The organism is Actinoplanes sp. NPDC004185 (assembly GCF_053603475.1).
Map to the genome: position 1 here is coordinate 1 of NZ_JBSGFR010000060.1, position 16534 is coordinate 16534.

General features: G+C 73.6%; 17 protein-coding genes and 1 pseudogene. 1 reads left to right on the forward strand and 17 read right to left on the reverse strand.

What is annotated here, in order from left to right:
- The 17 genes and pseudogenes from ACWEOZ_RS38805 to ACWEOZ_RS38885 form a co-directional block, all read right to left on the reverse strand.
- Positions 1–330: pseudogene (locus ACWEOZ_RS38805) on the reverse strand (hypothetical protein); the annotation flags it as partial.
- Positions 331–337: 7 nt separating this feature from the next.
- Positions 338–820, reverse strand: coding sequence for a DUF1707 SHOCT-like domain-containing protein (locus tag ACWEOZ_RS38810; protein WP_451915666.1), 483 nt, complete (start codon positions 818–820; stop codon positions 338–340).
- 35 nt (positions 821–855) lie between these two features.
- Entirely contained in the window at positions 856–2442 is a 1587-nt protein-coding gene (locus ACWEOZ_RS38815) for an FAD-dependent monooxygenase (RefSeq protein ID WP_451915667.1), read from the reverse strand.
- Positions 2439–3416, reverse strand: coding sequence for a quinone oxidoreductase family protein (locus ACWEOZ_RS38820; RefSeq protein WP_451915668.1), 978 nt, complete (start codon positions 3414–3416; stop codon positions 2439–2441). Before ACWEOZ_RS38820 ends, ACWEOZ_RS38815 begins: the two co-directional genes overlap by 4 nt.
- Positions 3404–3733, reverse strand: coding sequence for a hypothetical protein (locus ACWEOZ_RS38825; RefSeq protein WP_451915669.1), 330 nt, complete (start codon positions 3731–3733; stop codon positions 3404–3406). Before ACWEOZ_RS38825 ends, ACWEOZ_RS38820 begins: the two co-directional genes overlap by 13 nt.
- Positions 3730–6096 (reverse strand): beta-ketoacyl-[acyl-carrier-protein] synthase family protein, encoded by a 2367-nt coding sequence (locus tag ACWEOZ_RS38830; RefSeq protein ID WP_451915670.1) that lies wholly within the window; start codon positions 6094–6096, stop codon positions 3730–3732. Before ACWEOZ_RS38830 ends, ACWEOZ_RS38825 begins: the two co-directional genes overlap by 4 nt.
- A 39-nt stretch (positions 6097–6135) precedes the next feature.
- Positions 6136–7212, reverse strand: a complete 1077-nt coding sequence (locus ACWEOZ_RS38835) for a hypothetical protein (protein WP_451915671.1) — start codon at positions 7210–7212, stop codon at positions 6136–6138.
- The gene (locus ACWEOZ_RS38840; protein WP_451915672.1) at positions 7212–7733 is read right to left on the reverse strand and encodes a 3-hydroxyacyl-ACP dehydratase FabZ family protein; all 522 of its coding nucleotides are present in this window, start codon (positions 7731–7733) and stop codon (positions 7212–7214) included. The genes ACWEOZ_RS38835 and ACWEOZ_RS38840 overlap by 1 nt, the downstream gene beginning before the upstream one ends.
- On the reverse strand, positions 7720–7998 hold the full coding sequence (locus ACWEOZ_RS38845) for an acyl carrier protein (RefSeq protein WP_451915673.1): 279 nt from the start codon (positions 7996–7998) through the stop codon (positions 7720–7722). Before ACWEOZ_RS38845 ends, ACWEOZ_RS38840 begins: the two co-directional genes overlap by 14 nt.
- Before the next feature lie 41 nt (positions 7999–8039).
- Positions 8040–8798 carry a 3-oxoacyl-ACP reductase FabG gene (fabG, locus tag ACWEOZ_RS38850; protein WP_451915674.1) on the reverse strand — a complete coding sequence of 253 codons (759 nt, stop codon included), beginning with the start codon at positions 8796–8798 and terminating at the stop codon, positions 8040–8042.
- Positions 8795–9769, reverse strand: a complete 975-nt coding sequence (locus ACWEOZ_RS38855) for an ACP S-malonyltransferase (RefSeq protein WP_451915675.1) — start codon at positions 9767–9769, stop codon at positions 8795–8797. The genes fabG and ACWEOZ_RS38855 overlap by 4 nt, the downstream gene beginning before the upstream one ends.
- On the reverse strand, positions 9766–10206 hold the full coding sequence (locus tag ACWEOZ_RS38860) for a 4'-phosphopantetheinyl transferase family protein (protein WP_451915676.1): 441 nt from the start codon (positions 10204–10206) through the stop codon (positions 9766–9768). The genes ACWEOZ_RS38855 and ACWEOZ_RS38860 overlap by 4 nt, the downstream gene beginning before the upstream one ends.
- Positions 10203–10727: an SCP2 sterol-binding domain-containing protein gene (locus ACWEOZ_RS38865; protein WP_451915677.1), complete on the reverse strand. Its 525-nt coding sequence runs from the start codon at positions 10725–10727 to the stop codon at positions 10203–10205. The genes ACWEOZ_RS38860 and ACWEOZ_RS38865 overlap by 4 nt, the downstream gene beginning before the upstream one ends.
- Positions 10724–11887: an ABC transporter permease gene (locus ACWEOZ_RS38870; protein ID WP_451915678.1), complete on the reverse strand. Its 1164-nt coding sequence runs from the start codon at positions 11885–11887 to the stop codon at positions 10724–10726. The genes ACWEOZ_RS38865 and ACWEOZ_RS38870 overlap by 4 nt, the downstream gene beginning before the upstream one ends.
- Positions 11880–13094 (reverse strand): ABC transporter permease, encoded by a 1215-nt coding sequence (locus ACWEOZ_RS38875; protein WP_451915679.1) that lies wholly within the window; start codon positions 13092–13094, stop codon positions 11880–11882. The genes ACWEOZ_RS38870 and ACWEOZ_RS38875 overlap by 8 nt, the downstream gene beginning before the upstream one ends.
- The gene (locus ACWEOZ_RS38880; RefSeq protein WP_451915680.1) at positions 13087–14106 is read right to left on the reverse strand and encodes an ABC transporter ATP-binding protein; all 1020 of its coding nucleotides are present in this window, start codon (positions 14104–14106) and stop codon (positions 13087–13089) included. The genes ACWEOZ_RS38875 and ACWEOZ_RS38880 overlap by 8 nt, the downstream gene beginning before the upstream one ends.
- Before the next feature lie 102 nt (positions 14107–14208).
- Positions 14209–14856 (reverse strand): hypothetical protein, encoded by a 648-nt coding sequence (locus tag ACWEOZ_RS38885; protein ID WP_451915681.1) that lies wholly within the window; start codon positions 14854–14856, stop codon positions 14209–14211.
- Between the two features lie 375 nt (positions 14857–15231).
- Here ACWEOZ_RS38885 and ACWEOZ_RS38890 point away from each other — a divergent pair, with 375 nt between their 5' ends.
- The gene (locus ACWEOZ_RS38890) at positions 15232–16533 is read left to right on the forward strand and encodes a helix-turn-helix domain-containing protein (RefSeq protein ID WP_451915682.1); all 1302 of its coding nucleotides are present in this window, start codon (positions 15232–15234) and stop codon (positions 16531–16533) included.
- Position 16534: the final 1 nt, after the last annotated feature.

Genomic DNA, 16534 nt, shown 5'->3' on the forward strand with positions numbered 1-16534 from the left:
GTCCGGGCCCGCAAGGCCGCACTGGCCGGGACTCCCGGCCCCGGCCGGGTCCCGGACGGCTCGGGCCTTCGCCGCTGCCGCCTCGGTTCTCTGGGCGGCTTCGGCCCGCGCAGCCCTCGCCGGGCCGGCTGACGACGGACCGCGCGCGGCCGGGCCGGCCGATGCGGGTCCGGGCGGCGCGCCGTGCGCGGTCGACGGGGTGACCGGCGCGGTCGACGGCGTGACCGGCGCCGGTCGCCGGTCGGCGGACCCGGCGGCCGCCGCGAGATCGGCCGGTAGCAGCAGGAATGTGGAGGCGATGGCGGCGACGAGGCCGACTCTTCGGATCATGGCTGTCTCATCTCGGGAGTCGCACGGAGCGGCGGACCGGCCGGCGTCGCGGATACCTCCGCGGGCGGGACCGTGGGTAGGGCCGGGCGGTGGTACGCCGGCGGCGGACGGTGACGGTCAGGACGGTCAGGGCCAGGCCGGACGGACCGGCGATCCACAGTGGCCAGGGGTACGCCGGCCCGCCCTGGGCCAGCGAGACGGCCCCGTAGGTCAGCACGGCGGCGGCGACGACGGCGATCCACCACCGCCACAGCAGCACCAGCACCGGGGGCAGCGGGCGGCGAGGGGCCGGTAGACGGGCGGCCCGGCCGGGAAGATCGGCGGTCAGCGGTTGCAGGTCGTGGTAGTGGACGGCGGCGACCGCGGAACCGACCCGGCGGGTGTACTCGTCGGTGTCCAGGCGTCCCGCCAGAAACGCCTTGCCGAGCGCCGCGACGGCCCGTTCCCGGTCCGCGCCGGACACCCGGTAGCCGTCACCCGAGCTCGGCATCCCCACCCCCGTAGGCCCCCATGGCTGTCGACCGGTCAGCCGACGCCGAGCCGGCCCGCGACGCGCCGCAGAGCCGAATCCAGCGTGTCGTCGGTGCCGTCGCCGTCCGGCCGGTGGCCGCGCCACTCGACGTATCCGTCGGGCCGTACCAGGACTGCGCCGTCGCGGGCCACGCCGTACCGGTCGGTCCAGCCGCCGGTCGCGTCCACGGCCACCACCCGGACCGGCACGCCGTGCCGGTCGAGCATCCGGGCCGCCCAGTTCCGCACCGGCGGCCCGGCTTCACTGACGAGCAGCACCGGGAGGTCGTGGAAGTGGTCGAGAGTCGACCCGCCGCCACCGGTGGGGTGGTGCGGCGCGCGGCTGCCCGGCCGGCTGTCGGTCACCGGGTCGGCCGCATCCGACAGGCCGGGCGGTAACAGCGGGCCGAGGTCCACGCCCGGATGGTCCAGATAGACCGCCAGCTCCTCGACACAACGCGCCAGCAGGGCGGGATCGTGCCGCCTGGCCGCGACGGCGAGATTCGGTGCGGCGTTCATGCAGTGCCGGGTCCAGCGGGCCGTCCGGTCGGCGATCGGCCGGCGCTCGGCGTCGTAGCCGGCCAGCAGGGATTCGCCGCCCCAGCCCCGCAGCAGCGCGACGAGGCGCCAGGCCAAGGCGTCGACGTCGGCCAGGCCGAGGTTCATGCCGGTGGCGCCGGTCGGCGGCAGCTCGTGCGCCGCATCGCCGGCCCGGAGGATCCGGCCGTGCACGAAGCGCTCGGCGATGCGGTATCCGAAGCTCCACATCCGGGGCGGGTCCAGGTCGGCGCCGGCGACCGCCGGATGGTCGGCCGGTCGGCCCAGGAAGTCGGCGAGCAGGTGCCGAAGCCGCTGCGGTGGGTAGTCCGCGGCGGTCTCGGTACTGCCGGACAGTGTCATGGCGACCCAGTCACGCGTGCCGTCCACGACCATCAGCGCCACGGGCCGCGGACAGCCCACGATGTACGTCACGAACGACGGCCGGTGCGCCACCAGATCGGACAGGTCGGAGCGGAACCGGAAGCTCACCTGGTGCAGCAGCCGGCGTCGGGCACCGGCACCGGGTACGGCCGGCCCCGCGCCCAGCCCTCGGCAGCCGTCCGCCAGCACGACATACCGTGCGCGGAGCTGTTGCGGCGCGCCGTCCGGGCCGCGGACCGACACCTCGGCGTGGGTGTCGTGGGTCGTCACACCGACCGCCTCGGTACGCCATCGGATCGCGCCGGGGGCGACCGCGTCCAGCTCGTCGACCAGGATCCGCTCCAGCTTCTCCTGGGTGCACAGCACGCGGTGCTCCGGGCTCTCCCGGTACGGCACGACCGGCGACTCGACCCGGCACAGTTCCGCGCCGGCCAGGTGGTGCGCGACGACGATGCGCTCGGTCCAGTCCTGGGTGAGGGCGGCCGCCCGGATCCGGTCCGCGACGCCCCAGCGCCGGAACAGCTCCATCGAGCGGGTGCTGACCACCCGCGCCTTCGGGTACGTCGAGGGACCTTCGGCGCGTTCGACCGCCACCGCTGACACGCCGGCGCGGTGCAGGGCGAGCACCGTGGCCAGGCCGACGGGCCCGGCTCCCACGACGACGACCTCGGACCCGGTCACGGCCGGAACACCAGTTTGCCGGTGGTCGCGCCCGACTCGAGCAGCGCGTACGCCCGCGCCGCATCCGTGAGCGGGAGCTCGGTGACCGGCATGGTGGTCCCCCCGCCGGCGATCAGCGCCGCCAGCTCGGTGAGGGCGCCGGCCACGGCCGGGCCGTCAAGGGTCAATGCCCGGCCCAGGAACCACGTGCGCAGGCCGAGATTGCGGCGGACGTCCAGGAAGACCTCGGGCAGCCGGGTGAGCTCCGCCGCGCCCGCGGCCCGGCCGAACAGCACGACCGTGCCGCCGGGATGCAGGAACTCGAACGACTCGGCGAAGCGCGGTCCGGCCACCCCGTCGAACACCACGGTCGCGCCGAACCCGTGGGTCGCCCGGCGCACCGAGCGGACCAGGTCCGGTGCCGTCCGGCGGTCAACGACGTGCGGATACCCGGCGGCGGAGGCCAGCCGGGCCTTGACCGGGGTGGAGACGATGCCGACCGCCGGCACCCCGCGGCGGGCCAGCAGGGTGCCCAGCCACAGTCCGACGCCGCCCGCCGCGGCATGACAGACGACGGCGCGCGCGTCTACGGGAACGAGGTCGCGGGTCAGGAACCACGCTGTCAGCCCGGCCGTCGGGACGCCGGCCGCCTGGCTGTCCGGCACGCCGTCCGGCAACCGGGCCGCGGTCTGGGCCGGGACGACGGCGTACTCGGCGCACCCGCCGTACCGGGTGAGCGCGACGACGCGGTCACCGGCCGTGAAGCCACCGGCACCGCGTCCCACCTGCTCGACCACCCCGACGACGTCCGTGCCGGGGATCGCGGGCAGCCGGATACCGGGGTCGCCGCGACGGCGGGTCTCCACGTCGTGGAAGTTCAGCCCGGCCGCCGTGATGCGCACCAGCAGCTGCCCGGCCCCCGGCCGCGGCTCCTCGGTGTCGACCACGCTGAGCACCTCGGGGCCGCCGACGGCGTGCTGCATCAGCGCGCGCACGGCGGCACCCCGGGTCCGAGCACGGCGGCCACGGCGAGTCCGTCGCCGTGCGACAACGACACGGCCAGGGGTACGGCGATGCCGCGTACCCGCAGCCGGGGCGCGGAATGCTGGCGCCGCAGCACCTCGATCTGATCCAGCGTCGTTCCCGGTAGCACGCGTTGCACAGCCTGTTTCGCGGCCAGGATCGCGGCCGCCCGCTCGGCGGCCCGGTACGGGCCCAGCGTGGCCCGCTCCACCCGCGTCAGCAGCTCCAGTGTCCCCGGGTCGGCGGCCGCTCCCGGCCGGTACGTGACGGCAGCGAACGCGGCGTTCATCGGCGCACCACCACGGAACCGTAGGTGCCGCCGATCGAGGAGGCGTTGGCCACCGCCACCCGGCCTGTCACGGGGACCCGGCTGCCGTCGAGCACATGCCGGACCCGGTGCGCTCCGAAGGGGTCGGTGAGTCCCGCGGTCGGGGGAGCGAGCCCGGTCTCCAGCGCCACCAGCGCGCTCAGCAGCGACACCGCACCGCTGGCGCCCTGGGTCTCGCCCACGGCCGATTTCGGCGAGGACACCGGCACGTGCTTCCCGAACACCTGCGACAGCACGCCGGTCTCGGCGGAGTCGATGGCGTTGGCCCCGTTGGCGACCGCGGCGATGAAGCCCACGTCGGCCGGGGTGACGCCGCCGCGGTGCAGCGCCGCGCGCAGCACCGCCATCCACTGCCGCCCGCTGGGGTCGTAGTCGGCCTCGGTGGCGTGCGGCGGCAGGGCGTCGCCGCCGACCGCGCAACCCAGGATCTCGGCGTACGAACGGACGCCGCGGGTCTGCGCCTGCTCGGCCGGTTCGATGACGAACGCCACCCCGGCGGACCCGAGGTTGATCCCGGGGCTGGACCGCTGGAACGGGATCGCCCGGGAGTTGGCCATGTACCCCCGCTGACGTCCCGGGGTCGCCAGATGCAACCGGGTGACCTCTTCGGCCGCGATGACGATGGCGTGGTCGACGTCGCCGCTGCCCACCAGGGTGGTGGCGTACTCGATGGCGTGCACGGCCGCGACGGCGCCCGAGCTGAACGTGGTGCGCGGGCCACGCAGCCGCAGCGCCTTGCACACGTGCCCGGAGGCCGAGGTGAACACGGTGTTGGGGAACAGCGCGGGACTCGCCTCGGTCTTGATCGATTCGGTGAACCGGGTGATGGCGCCGAGCGGACCGGTCGCGGTCGCGAACACCACAGCCGTGTTGTTGCGCTCGCCGACGGTCAGCCGCAGCCCTGCGTCGTTCCAGGCCTGCCGGGCGACGGTCAGGGCCAGGCGGCCCAAGGTGTCCATCTGCCGCCACTCGCCGAGCGCGGCCACCCCGCGCGGATCGAGCTCGGGCAGCTCGCCGACGAACGACGCCGGCAGCCCTTCGGTGTCGAAGCCGCGGGCCGGTCCCAGCCCGGTGCCGCCGGCCAGCAACGCGTCGCGCCAGGCCGCGTAGCCGCTGCCGATGGGCCCGACCGCGCCGACGCCGGTGACACACACCGCGCGCCGTGGCCGGGGTGCGGGCTCCGGACCGGCACCGGGCGGGCAGAAGACCAGCGAGCTGTTGTCGCCACCGAAGGCGTAGTTGTTCGACACCGCGACCCGGATGGTGGCCGGCCGCGCCTTGTTCGGTACGAAGTCCAGGGTCGCGTCGCAGCCGGTGTCGAAGTTGGCCGTCGGTGGCAGCATCTGGTCGCGCAGCGCCAGCACCGACGCGGCGGCCTCGATGGCACCGGAGGCGCCGAGAGTGTGCCCGATCGCGGGCTTGATGGAGCTCAACGGCACGGCCGGGGCCCGGTCGCCGAAGGCCAGCCGCAGAGCCTTGATCTCCATCGAGTCGTTGGTCTCGGTGCCGGTGCCGTGGCCGCACACGTAGTCCACGTCGTCCGGGCCGAAGCCGGCGCGCCGCAGCGCCCGGCTCATCGCCAGCACTGCCCCGCGACCGGTCGGGTCCGGTGCGGTGATGTGGTGTGCGTCGGCCGACGAGCCCCAGCCCTTCAGCTCGGCGATCGGCACCGCGCCGCGGGCCAGCGCGCCGTCGAGCGTCTCCAGCACCAGGATGCCCGCGCCCTCGCCGAGCACGAGCCCGCGGGAACGGCTGTACGCCTCGCAGCCGTCCGGGCTCAGCGCCTGCAGAGCGGAGAAGCCGCTCCAGGTCGGCGCGAACAACTGGTCCACCCCGCCGGCCACCATCACATCGGTGTCACCGGAGCTGAGCCGTTCGGCCGCCTGCGTCAGGGAGGCGGCGCCGGCGGTGCAGGCCGTGGAAACCACCATGCGGGGGCCGGTGGCGCCGAGCTCGCGGGCCATCAGGTCGGCGTTGGCGTAGAGGAACTGGGCGAACCCGTCCTCGTAGAAGCCGGCCTGGCACTGACCGAGCGCGATGCCGATCCGGGACCGGTCGACCGTGCCGAGGTCCAGACCGGACTCGCGGACGGCCTCCCGCAGCGCCGGGAACATCAGCTGGGCGACCCGGTCGCGGGGATCGCCGGTCCCGCTGTACTCCAGGTCGTGCACCTGCCCGCCGACCTTGCACTCGCAGGCGTCGATCTTGAGGCCGCGCACCGGGCCGACAGCGCTGCGACCGTCGAGGATCATGTCCCAGAACTCGGACGTGTTGCGCGCACCGGCACACCTGATGCCGATGCCGGTCACCACTACTCGGGTCACGTCCGCCTCCCGTACGCCTGAACCAGCTCGGATGCTGCGTTACGCCTCAATGGGGGTGTCCCAGCTCGTCGGGGTCACGTACGGTGACGACAACGTCCGTACCCGGGCGCCCGCGGCGGTGCTGAACTCCAGCCGCGACGCCTGCCACTCCCGGTCCACCTGCGCCAGCCCGAGCTGGCCGCCGGTGCCCGGGCTGTCCACCACGTGCCGGACCCGCCCCACGTGTTCCACCTCGACGAACAGGTCCTCGCCCGGCTCGACCCGTCCCGCGACCACGCCGAAACCGATCGGCCGGGCGCCGCCGTACGCCTGCCGGTGCCAGAGCACCGCCTCACGGCCCACGAAGTCCGGCTTGGCCAGGTCCACGAGCCAGTTCAGCCCGGTCGTCAGCACCGTGGAGTGCTCGTCGGCCTCGCGGTGCAGCAACGGCTGGCGCACCTCGATCATGGCTGTCTCCAGGGCCCGATCGCCGACCATCGTGGTGTGGGCGGCCAGGGCTCGCCAGACGGCCGTCGCGGCCTCCTGCGGGACAAACACGGTGTAGCCGTACTCGCCGGTCACACCGATCCGCGCGATCAGCGCCTCCACGTCGTTGACCTCGACGGTGAGCAGGCTCTCGTACGCCAGTGACACGTAGTCCTCGCCGAACACCGCCCCGACGGCGCGCCAGGCGTACGGGCCCTCGACGCTGAACACGGCGAAGCTCTCGGACAGGTCCTCGATCTCGGGCTGCTCATGGCCGGCCGCCTCGGCCAGCGCCCGGGCCACCGATTCCGCGCGGCCCCGCCCGCACTGCAGCAGATACTCGTTGTCGGCGACGGCGAGGACGATCACCACGTCGATGGGCCGGCCGTCGGCGTCGAGCAGCAGCGAGGTCTGCGTCTGCTCCGGGGCCAGGAACTCCACGTCGCGGGTCAGCGCCCGGTTGAGCACCTCCAGCGCGTGGGGTCCGCGTACCCGCAGCGGCCCGCTGCCGCTGAGGTCGGCGAGACCGGCGCCGCCGCGCAGAGCCGCGTACTCGCGCTCGTAGTCGTCGACCGACCAGACCACCCGGGTGCCGGAGACGGTTGCGAACTCCGGGTCCCGGCCGAGGTGTGCGATCAGGAATCTGCTCATCATGTCTCCTTGACGCCGATCTGCACCGCGCCGTCGGCGGCTGTCTCGCGCTCCACCAGCGCTTTCACCTGGAACTCGGCCACCCGGCCGGTACGGGCCGTGAGCGCGGCCTCCAGCCGCACGACGTCACCCGGCAGCACCACCCGGCGGAACCGCATGCGGTTCACCCCGGCGAGCACCTGCAGACCGCCCGGGCTCCAGTCCGGGATCAGGCCTTCCATCACCGCGCTCCACAGCACGATCCCGGAGAGCTGGGCCAGAGCCTCGATCAACAGCACGCCCGCCAGCACCGGCCGGTCCGGGAAGTGGCCGTCGAAGTAGGCCGCCGTCCGTGAGGTCAGCAGCGTGCCGGTCGCCCTGACCCCGGGGTCCAGTTCGTCGACCCGGTCGAGCAACCGGAACTGCCCCCGGTGCGGCAGGATCTCGTCGAGGTCGGCGGCCCGCAGCGGCAGCCTGCGCCCGGCGACCGAGCGGGCCCGGCCGGCCGGCCGGATGCGCAGCGAGCCGTCAGGACTGGTCACTGATGCGCTCCGCGAGCTTCGCGACCGAACCGAAAGCCTCCCGATCGTCGTCGTGGATGGTGACGCCGAACAGGGCGTTGACGCCGACCGAGATCTCCAGCGCGTCCACACTGTCGAGTTCCAGGCCGCGCCCGAACAGCGGCTGATCGTCGGTGATCCACTCCACGTCGAGCGGCAGGCCCAGCCGCTCCACCAGCATCTCCTTGATCCGGCCACACAACTCCTGCTGGCGTTTGGCCGTCAGCCGCATCTCCTCGACCGTCATATCTGCTGCCCCCGTCCGCTTCGGTGTGGTTGGTGCGGCGCTCATTGCCGGACCAGTCCTCCGTCGATGACCAACGTGCTGCCGGTCACGTAGCTGGATTCGCCGCCCGCCAGCCAGGAGACCGCGGCGGCCACCTCGTCGCAGGTACCGACGCGGCCCATCGGTACCTGGCGTACCTGCTCGGCGAGCACGGCCGCCGGGATCGTGCGCAGCATGTCCGACTCGACGAACCCCGGTACCACGGTGTTCACCCGTATCCCGTTGCCCGCGACCTCGGCGGCCAGGCTCTTGGTGAGCGCGATCAGGCCGCCCTTGGCCGCGGCGTAGTTGGCCTGCCCGGCGGTGCCGACGATGCCCGCCACGCTGGCGATGTTGACCACTGATCCGGACCGTGCGGCGGCCATCAGCTTCGCGCCGTCACGACAGCACCGGAACGCGCCGGTGAGGTTCGTGTCGATGACCCGCGACCATTTGCGGTCGCTCATCATCAGCAGGAAGCCGTCCTCCGTGATCCCGGCGTTGTTCACGAGTACGTCCAGCCGGCCCTGTTCCCGGCGGACCAGCGCGAACAGGTCGCGGACGGACTCCTCCAGGCTGACGTCCGCCGTCACGGCCTGGGCCTGGCCACCCGCGGCGAGAATGTCCTCCACCACCGCCTTGGCCTTGGCCGCCTGGCTCCGGCAGGTCAGGTAGACGTGAAATCCGTCGGCGGCCAGGCGCCGGGAGACGGCGGCGCCGATGCCCCGCGAACCGCCTGTCACGACGGCGACGGGGCGGCCGGCCCGGGCTGCGGCGGTCATGCGATCCTCCCCGCGGTCGGCGCGGCCTCGCCGGTGAGGCGCGGCAGGTCGGCGATCAACGGTTCCCCGTTGTACAGGCGGGAGACGTTGTGCGGCTGGGCCATGCCGATGACGCTCAGACCGGCGCAGCCGTGGCCGTACGAGCGCAGCACCCGGGAGTCGCCGACCTCGATCGCCGTCCGCGGACCGGCCGCGGTGAGCCGGGCACAGACCAGGTCCCAGCGCACCGGCCCGGCCAGCTGGTCGACGAGATAGTCCCGGAGGTCGCGCGGGGCGGTCAGCGGCTCGCCGGTGAGGTCCGACAGCACCGGTACGACCGCGGGTCGCAGCGGCAGCGTGGCGACGGTGTCCCGCCACGCGGGCAGGGCCGGCGCCATCAACGGGGAGTGGAACGCGTGACTCACCGCCAGCGGGGTCGCGTGCTGCGCCCCGGCTGCGAGCAATGCCCCCGTCGCCGCGGTGACCGCCGGGGACTCGCCGCTGAGGACCACCCGGCAGGCCCCGTTGACCAGGCCGATGACGACAGTGCCGGCCCGGCACACCGCGGCGACGATCGGTGCGGCCTCGGCGGCCGTGAGTCCGGAGACGCTCACCATCGAGCCGCCGGCCGGCAGTGCGCTCATCAGTGCGCCCCGGCGCGCCGCCAGCCAGAGCACCTGACGCTCCGGCAGGACGTCGGCCGCGACCAGCGCCGCCAGCGCGCCGACGCTGTGACCGGCGACCAGGTCGTAGGTGATCTGCCGGGCACGCAGCACGGCGAGCGCGGCGAGGTTGACGGTGGTGACCGCGGGCTGGGCGTTGCCGGTGTCCCGCAGCAGGTGGGCCGGGCCGCGCCTGAGGAGGACGGCCATGTCGGTTCCGGTCGCCGGGCCGGCCGCGGCGATCACCGCTGCGGCCTCCGGGAACCGGTGGAACGCGGTGCCCATCCCGGGACGCTGGGTGCCCTGGCCGGGGAAGATCAGGGCGGTCATCGCAGCACCGCCGCCACCAGCCACGGGCCGGTGTGGCCGTACCAGGCCCAGTTGTCCGGTCGGGCGCCGGCATCGTGCGGCACCGCGCCGACCGTGCCCTCGCCCAGGACGACGACTTCCAGGTCTCCGGCGAACGCGTCCAGCACCGCCGTGACCGCCGGGGGCCGGGGGCCGGGCCCGCGGTCGTCCGTGCCACCGTCACCGGCGGGCCGGAACGAGACATCCGGGAAGGACCACCCGGCGGGACGGCGGCCGACAGCCTTGAGCCACGCCTCCTTGGTGGCGACCGCGGCGGCGAGCCGGTGCGGATCAGCGTGCCCCGGCCCGGCACGCTCCGCCGGGCTGAGCAGCGTCCGGGCCGCGGCGCCGGGGCCGGCGCCGGCGATGCGGGCGATCCGGTCCAGGCGCACGACGTCCACTCCGAGCCGGGCGCTCATCCGGCGTCCCCGGCCCGGTCCACCGTGTACTGGCCGAGCGCCACGAGCGGTGTGTCGAACCACTCGTACAGGTTGGTGGCGGTGAAGACGTCCCCGGTGACCTCGGTCAGGCCGTTGAGATGGGCGTCGTTGCCGTCCATGAACTTGTAGGCGACCCGCAGGAAGGTCGGGGCCGACAGCGTGATCGTGGTGGTCGGGTCGGCGACCGGCTCCACGACGCGGCACTCCCCGTCCTCGATCAACAGACAGAACCGGACCTCCTCGCCGTCCGCGTCCACGATCAGCACCACCGTGCCGGTCTCATCGCCGGCGAGGTCGGCCCGGAACGCCGCCGGGGTGCCGAAGGTCAGCAGCGTCAGCGCGCCGCGGACGCCTCCCGGCAGCTCCCGCAGCTGATCGAGCAGCGCTTCGTCGCCCGGCGTCGCGGCGACGATGTCCTCGATTTGCGTGAGCAACCGGGCCGCCGCGGCCAGCGCGTCGGCCTCCTCCGGCACGGCCGGATCGGCTGTTGATAGCGTCATGACACTCCTGCCTTCCGGATGACGCGGGCGGCGACGGCGAGCACGAGCACCGTCATCCCGGCGATGACACCGGCCGGGCCGGCGACCGCGGGCAGCCCGTCGGTGGTGTTGATCAGTCGGACGTAGCCGTCGAGGGCCCAGGCGTTGGGCGTGGCGTGTCCGATGCGGCGCATCGTCTCGCCGACGATCGCCAACGGCCACATGCAGCCGCCGAGCATGCCCAGCGCCACGCCGAGGGTGGGTCCGACGGCGATGGCCTGAGCGGGTGTGCGGGCGGCGAAGCCCACGAGAATGCCCAGCGCGGCGCCGAACAGGCACAGCGCGATGGTGAGTACGGCCACGCCGGCCGGGTCGCCCCAGCGCACGCCGAAGACCGCCGCGCAGAACGCGAGGATCACCGCGGCCTGGGCGGCGGCCACCAGGAACCGGCCGAGGAACTCGCCGGCCAGTACGGTGCGGCGCCGGATCGGCAGCGCGAACATGCGCCGGGTGATGCCCTGCGTGCGGCTCTCGACCAGCGCCGCCGCCGAGGTCATCGAGGTGATGATCACGAAGAGCGTGAGGTTGGAGGGCCCGGTGTAGTCCACGCCGAGCCGCATCGTGTCGGCCTGTGCCACCGTCTCGAGGACGACCCCGGGTGGTGTGACCGTCGGCGCCAGCCGCCGCGCGCGGGCGAGCTCGGCGGTCAGCGGCCGGTCGGTCGCCGAGCTGGCGAACCGGGCCGCCGCGATCGGGGCGACCTGCCGGTCGACGACGCTGGCCAGGACCGCGCGGGCGGTCGCCGCCCCGGACTGACGCGGCGTGGTCAGAAATCTGATCTCGCTGGGCCGCCCGGCGAGCAGGTCGTCGCCGTAGGCGGCCGGCACGACCACACCCGCGGTCAGCTGGCCGCGCCGTACGGCCCGCCGCAGGTCGGCCTCGTCGGTGTAGGCCACGGTGTGCAGCCCCGCCGCCGCGCGCACACTCCCGACGAGGTCCTGGTTGAGCTGGTGCGAGCCCGGTGAGACGACGCCGACCGTCAACTGCTGGGCGCTGTCGCTGAGCGCCAGTCCCACGATCGTGATGATCATGAAGGGCAGAGCCAGCGTGGTGAAGAGCAGCAGCGGCTCGCGTACCGAGCGGCGCAGATTGGTGACCGCGATGGTCCAGACGCTACGCATGGGCGAGCCTCACCAACCGGCGCGACTGCGCCCCCACGACGATCGCCACCACGACGGTGAAACCGGCCAGCACTGCCAGCGGGGTGGCGACGGCGGCCCAGGGGTCGGCGCCGGCCACCGACAGATCGGCGAAGGCCCGCGCCGCCCAGCCGTTCGGTGTGGCCAGCGCCACGGTCTCCAGCAGCGGCGAGGTCCGCGCCGGGGGGATGAAGTTGCCACCGGCGACGGCCAGCACGAAGGCCACCGTGAGCCCCAGGCTCGCCGCCTGCTGCTCGGTGCGGGCGATCAGGACGACCAGCGTGGACACCGCGATCATGGCGGTGGCCACGACGAGGACCACCGTCGCCAGCGGCAGCACGGGTCCGAACGAGGTGCCGAACGCCGTGAAGGTGGCCAGCAGGACGACGGCCGACAGCAGCCCGGTGCCGAGCGCGACCAGGTACTTCGCCGCCAGCACCTGCCACATCGGCACGGCCGACTGGGCGATCCGCGCGAGGGTCCGCCGGACCCGCTCAGCGACCAGCCCCCGGGCGACGATCTGCCCGCAGAAGAACAACGCGAGCACCAGCATGGACGGCGCGAAATAGGCCGCCGGCTCCAGCGTGCGGGTGCCGGCCTGCTCGACCCCGATGCCGACGGGACCGCGCAGCGCGGAGGCGTCCAGCATCACCTGCTGCGACGCGGTGACGCCGCCGGGACCGTCGGTCGCGGTCGCGATGGCCAGCATGATGCCGCCGGTCTGGGCGCTGAACCCGCGGAGCACGGCCTCGGCGACGGGCGCCCCCAGCGAGTTGTCCGCGCCGGTGAGCAGGCGCAACGCGGGTGGACGACCCGCGGTGAGGCCGACGCCGAAGCCGCTGGGGATGATGATGGTGGCGGCCAGGTCGCCGTCGCGGGTGGCCTTGCGGGCGGGTTCGTCGCCCGGGTAGAGCCGGGTCTCCACGAGCGCCCCACCACCCACCGCGAGACCCGGCAGGACCTGGTAGACCAGCGTCTGCGCGGCGGTGCCACCGTCGTGGTCGACGACGCCTACGGTCACCGGGTCCCCGGCGGCCAGCCGTCCGAACGCGACCGAGGTGATGCCGGCCAGGATCAGGGGGACCGCGAAGACCAGGATGAGCACGGACCGGTCCCGCCAGCTCTGCAGCAGTTCTTTGTGCAGCACCGCGCCCCACACCGTGCGGCGGCTCGTCCGGGCGTCAGCCATCGCGCAGCGCCCGGCCGGTGAGGTGCAGGAAGACGGTCTCGAGATTCGGCTGCTCGACGGACAGATCGGCGACCACGACACCGGAGCGGGCCAGCACCGTCAGGATCTCGGGCAGCGCGCTCGCCGCGTGGTCGACGGCGATCTCCACTGTGCCGCCGGCGGCCCGCACGTCGGTCACGGCCTCGACGGCGGCGAGCTCGGCGGCCGTCCGGGCCGGCAGGTGCGGGCAACTGAGCCGGACCCGCTCCAACCCGTTGCCGAGCAGCCCGACGAGCTCGGCCCGGGTGCCGACGGTGAGCAGGCGGCCCTCGTCGATGATGCCGATACGGGTGGCGAGGCGCTCCACCTCCGCCATGTAGTGGCTGGAATAGAGCAGGGCCAGGCCGTCGTCACGCAGCCGTTCCAGCTGGCTGAGGATGGCGTTGCGGCTCTGCGGGTCGACGCCGACGGTGGGCTCGTCGAGAATCAGCAGGGCCGGGCGGTGCAGCAGCGCGACGGCGATGTTCAGCCGCCGCTTCATCCCGCCCGAGTAGGTCGCGACCCGGTCGGCTCCGCGCGCAGCCAGATCCACCATCTCGAGCAGCTCGTCGGTGCGCGACCGCGCGGCCTTGCGGCCCAGTCCGTACAGAGCGGCGAAGAAGCGCAGGTTCTCCCGCCCGGTCAGGTCGTCGTAGAGGGCGATCTCCTGGGGGACGTAACCGACGGCTCGCCGGGCCTCGGCCGCGATCGCGGGCAGCCCGTCGGCTCCCAGGGTGATCGTGCCCGCGTCGGGTGCGAGCAGCCCGCAGATCATGAGGATGGTGGTGGTCTTGCCGGCGCCGTTCGGGCCGAGCAGGCCGAAGCACTCGCCCGCCCCGAGCGTGAAGCTGACCCCGTCCACGGCCGTCCGGGAGCCGTACCGCTTGACGATGTCGCGGACCGTGAGGACCGCTGCGCCGGGCTCGTGCGCCGCGAGGTCCGTGTCCACCGCGCCGGGGACCACCGCCGGCGCTTCGTGTACCGGTCCTTCCACTGCGCTCACCTGGCGTCGTCCTTCCTCGTCGGGATCGGCGTAATCTTGCGGAGCTTGGCGGAGCCGAATCGCGCGGCTCCGCCAAGCCCGGTCAGCAGACGGTCAGCGCACGACCGTCTGGGTCAGCCGTACGGCTTCCGGCGGGTAACAGGCCGCCGGTGAGGTGGTCGGCGACTCGCCCGTCAGGACCGTGCCGACCATGCGGACACCGGGCTCCGAGTAGCTCACTCCGCCCAGCGTCGTGGTGACCGAGCCGGCGGTGGCACCGGCGCGGATGGTGAAGTTGAGCGTCGGCAGCTCCACGATGGACCCGGGAGTGAGCGGGCCCGGGATCCGCAGCGTCGCCACGTTGCCGTTGCGGGTCACCGACGGCGTGCCCGAACCGAGGTTCGAGCCGCCCGAGGCGGTCGCGTTGAGCACCGTCGCGTTGCTGGAGACCACCAGGTCGAGCTCGTAGTCGACGACTTCGGTCACCGCCTGACCGTTGACGTCGGACGGCACCGTCCACGGCTGCGAGCCACCGGAGGCCACGAAGACGGAGTTCTTCGTGGCACTCGTCGGCGCGGTGCCGACGAACGTGGTCGAGACGGTCCAGGGCGTCCCCGTCAACGGCGGGGCCACCTGGCACGACTCGCTGACCGGAACGGTGGTGGCGGCCATGGCCACCCCCGGCGAGAACCACGTCGTGGCGGCCACCGTCGCCGTCACGACCGCCGCTGCCGCGGCGCCACCGAGCACTTTTCTTCGCATTCCCGTACCTCCTGTGCGGGGCTTCGGTAGCCCGGACGGGCCACCGCCTGGTGCCAGACACCGAGGTCGGAAAGCCCGAGCACTCAGCACCGACGCGCGGAGGGATCAGCCAGGTCGACGGAAACCTCCCGGATCCCAAGGGGCGGGGACCCGGCGTCGCCCCGTGTCCGGCTGCCGTTCCGAGTCTGGTTCAGCACCGGCCGGGAAGACCAGGAAGAAGACCGGAGGGTTTCCGGAGGAAGTCGCGAAGCGTTCCCAGAGCGGGCGCCCGGCGCAATCCACTGTGGAAGGAAAGGTTGCTGAACGGTCCTGCGGCGGGAGGATACCGGCTGGTAGCCTCATCGACGCTGACAAATGCGCTTCGGGGGAGGCAGAATGTTTGGCGACCTGGTCCGCGATCACCGTCACCGGCTCGGACTGACTCAGGAAGAACTGGCAGGACAGACGAGGGTGAGCTCGCGGACCATCCGGGACATCGAGACCGGCCGGGTGAGCAGACCGCAGGCCGGCACCATGCGGCGGCTCGCCACCGCGTTCCGTCTGCGGGGCGCGGAACGCGAGAACTTCCTCCGCGCGGGGACCGGGGTGCGGGCCGGGTCGCACGACGATCCACCTCACCGCCCGGCACCGCCGGGCCAGGCCGCGATCCGGCTGCCCGGCCACGACCCGGCCTTCACCGGACGTCACGTCCAGCTGTCCCAGCTCGATGCGATGGCCGCCGGTGAAGACGGGCCGCCGGCCGTGATCATCACCGGGCCCGCCGGTATCGGCAAGACGGCTCTGGCGCTGCACTGGGCCGGCCGGTCGGCGGGACGGTTCCCCGACGGCCGGCTGCACCTCGATCTGCGGGGCGTGGCGGACGCCGGCCTCGCGCCGGCCGAGGTGGTCACCGCCGTACTGGACCGGCTGCGGCTGACCGTGCCGCTGTTCGCCGATCCGCCGACGCTCACCGGGCTCTACCACTCGGCCCTGGCCGGGCGCCGGGTGCTGCTGGTGCTCGACAATGCGTACACCGCGGAGCAGGTACGGCCGCTGCTTCCGCGTACGCCCGGGTCTCTGTTGCTGGTGACCAGCCGCAACCGGCTGACCGGTCTGGTCGCCGCCGACGATGCGCGGCAGCTGAGCCTGGATCCGATGACCGAGGCGGACTCCCGCCAGCTGCTGCGGCAACACATCGGCGACACCCGCCTGACCGGCGAGCCGGACGCCGCGAGCGAGATCGTCCGCCGGTGCGCGGGTGTGCCGGGCTGGCTCACGGAGGTCGCGGCGGGCACCGGCAGCGAGCCCGACGTGCCGCTCGCCCAGGTGGTCGAGGACCTGCCGGACCGCTCCGGTGCCTCCGGGTACGGGGCGGACGAGGTCGTCGATGTGGCGGGTACCCGGTCACAGATCTACCAGAGCGTGACCACGAAGGCGGCCGAGCTGTTCCGGCTGATGTCGCTGCATCCCGGCACCGGACTCACCACGGAGGCCGCCGCGAGCCTGCTGGCCGCGTCGATCGCCGACGCCCGCCTGTTACTGGGTGAGCTGGTCCGGGTCAGGCTGCTCACCGAGCTCGACTCCGGCCAGTACGTGCTTCCGCATCTGCTCGGCGCCCTCGGTGCCGAGCTGACCGAGATCTTCCACGCCGAGGGTGCCCGGCAGGCGGCAGCTCAGCGCCTGACCCCGACCGTCTGAC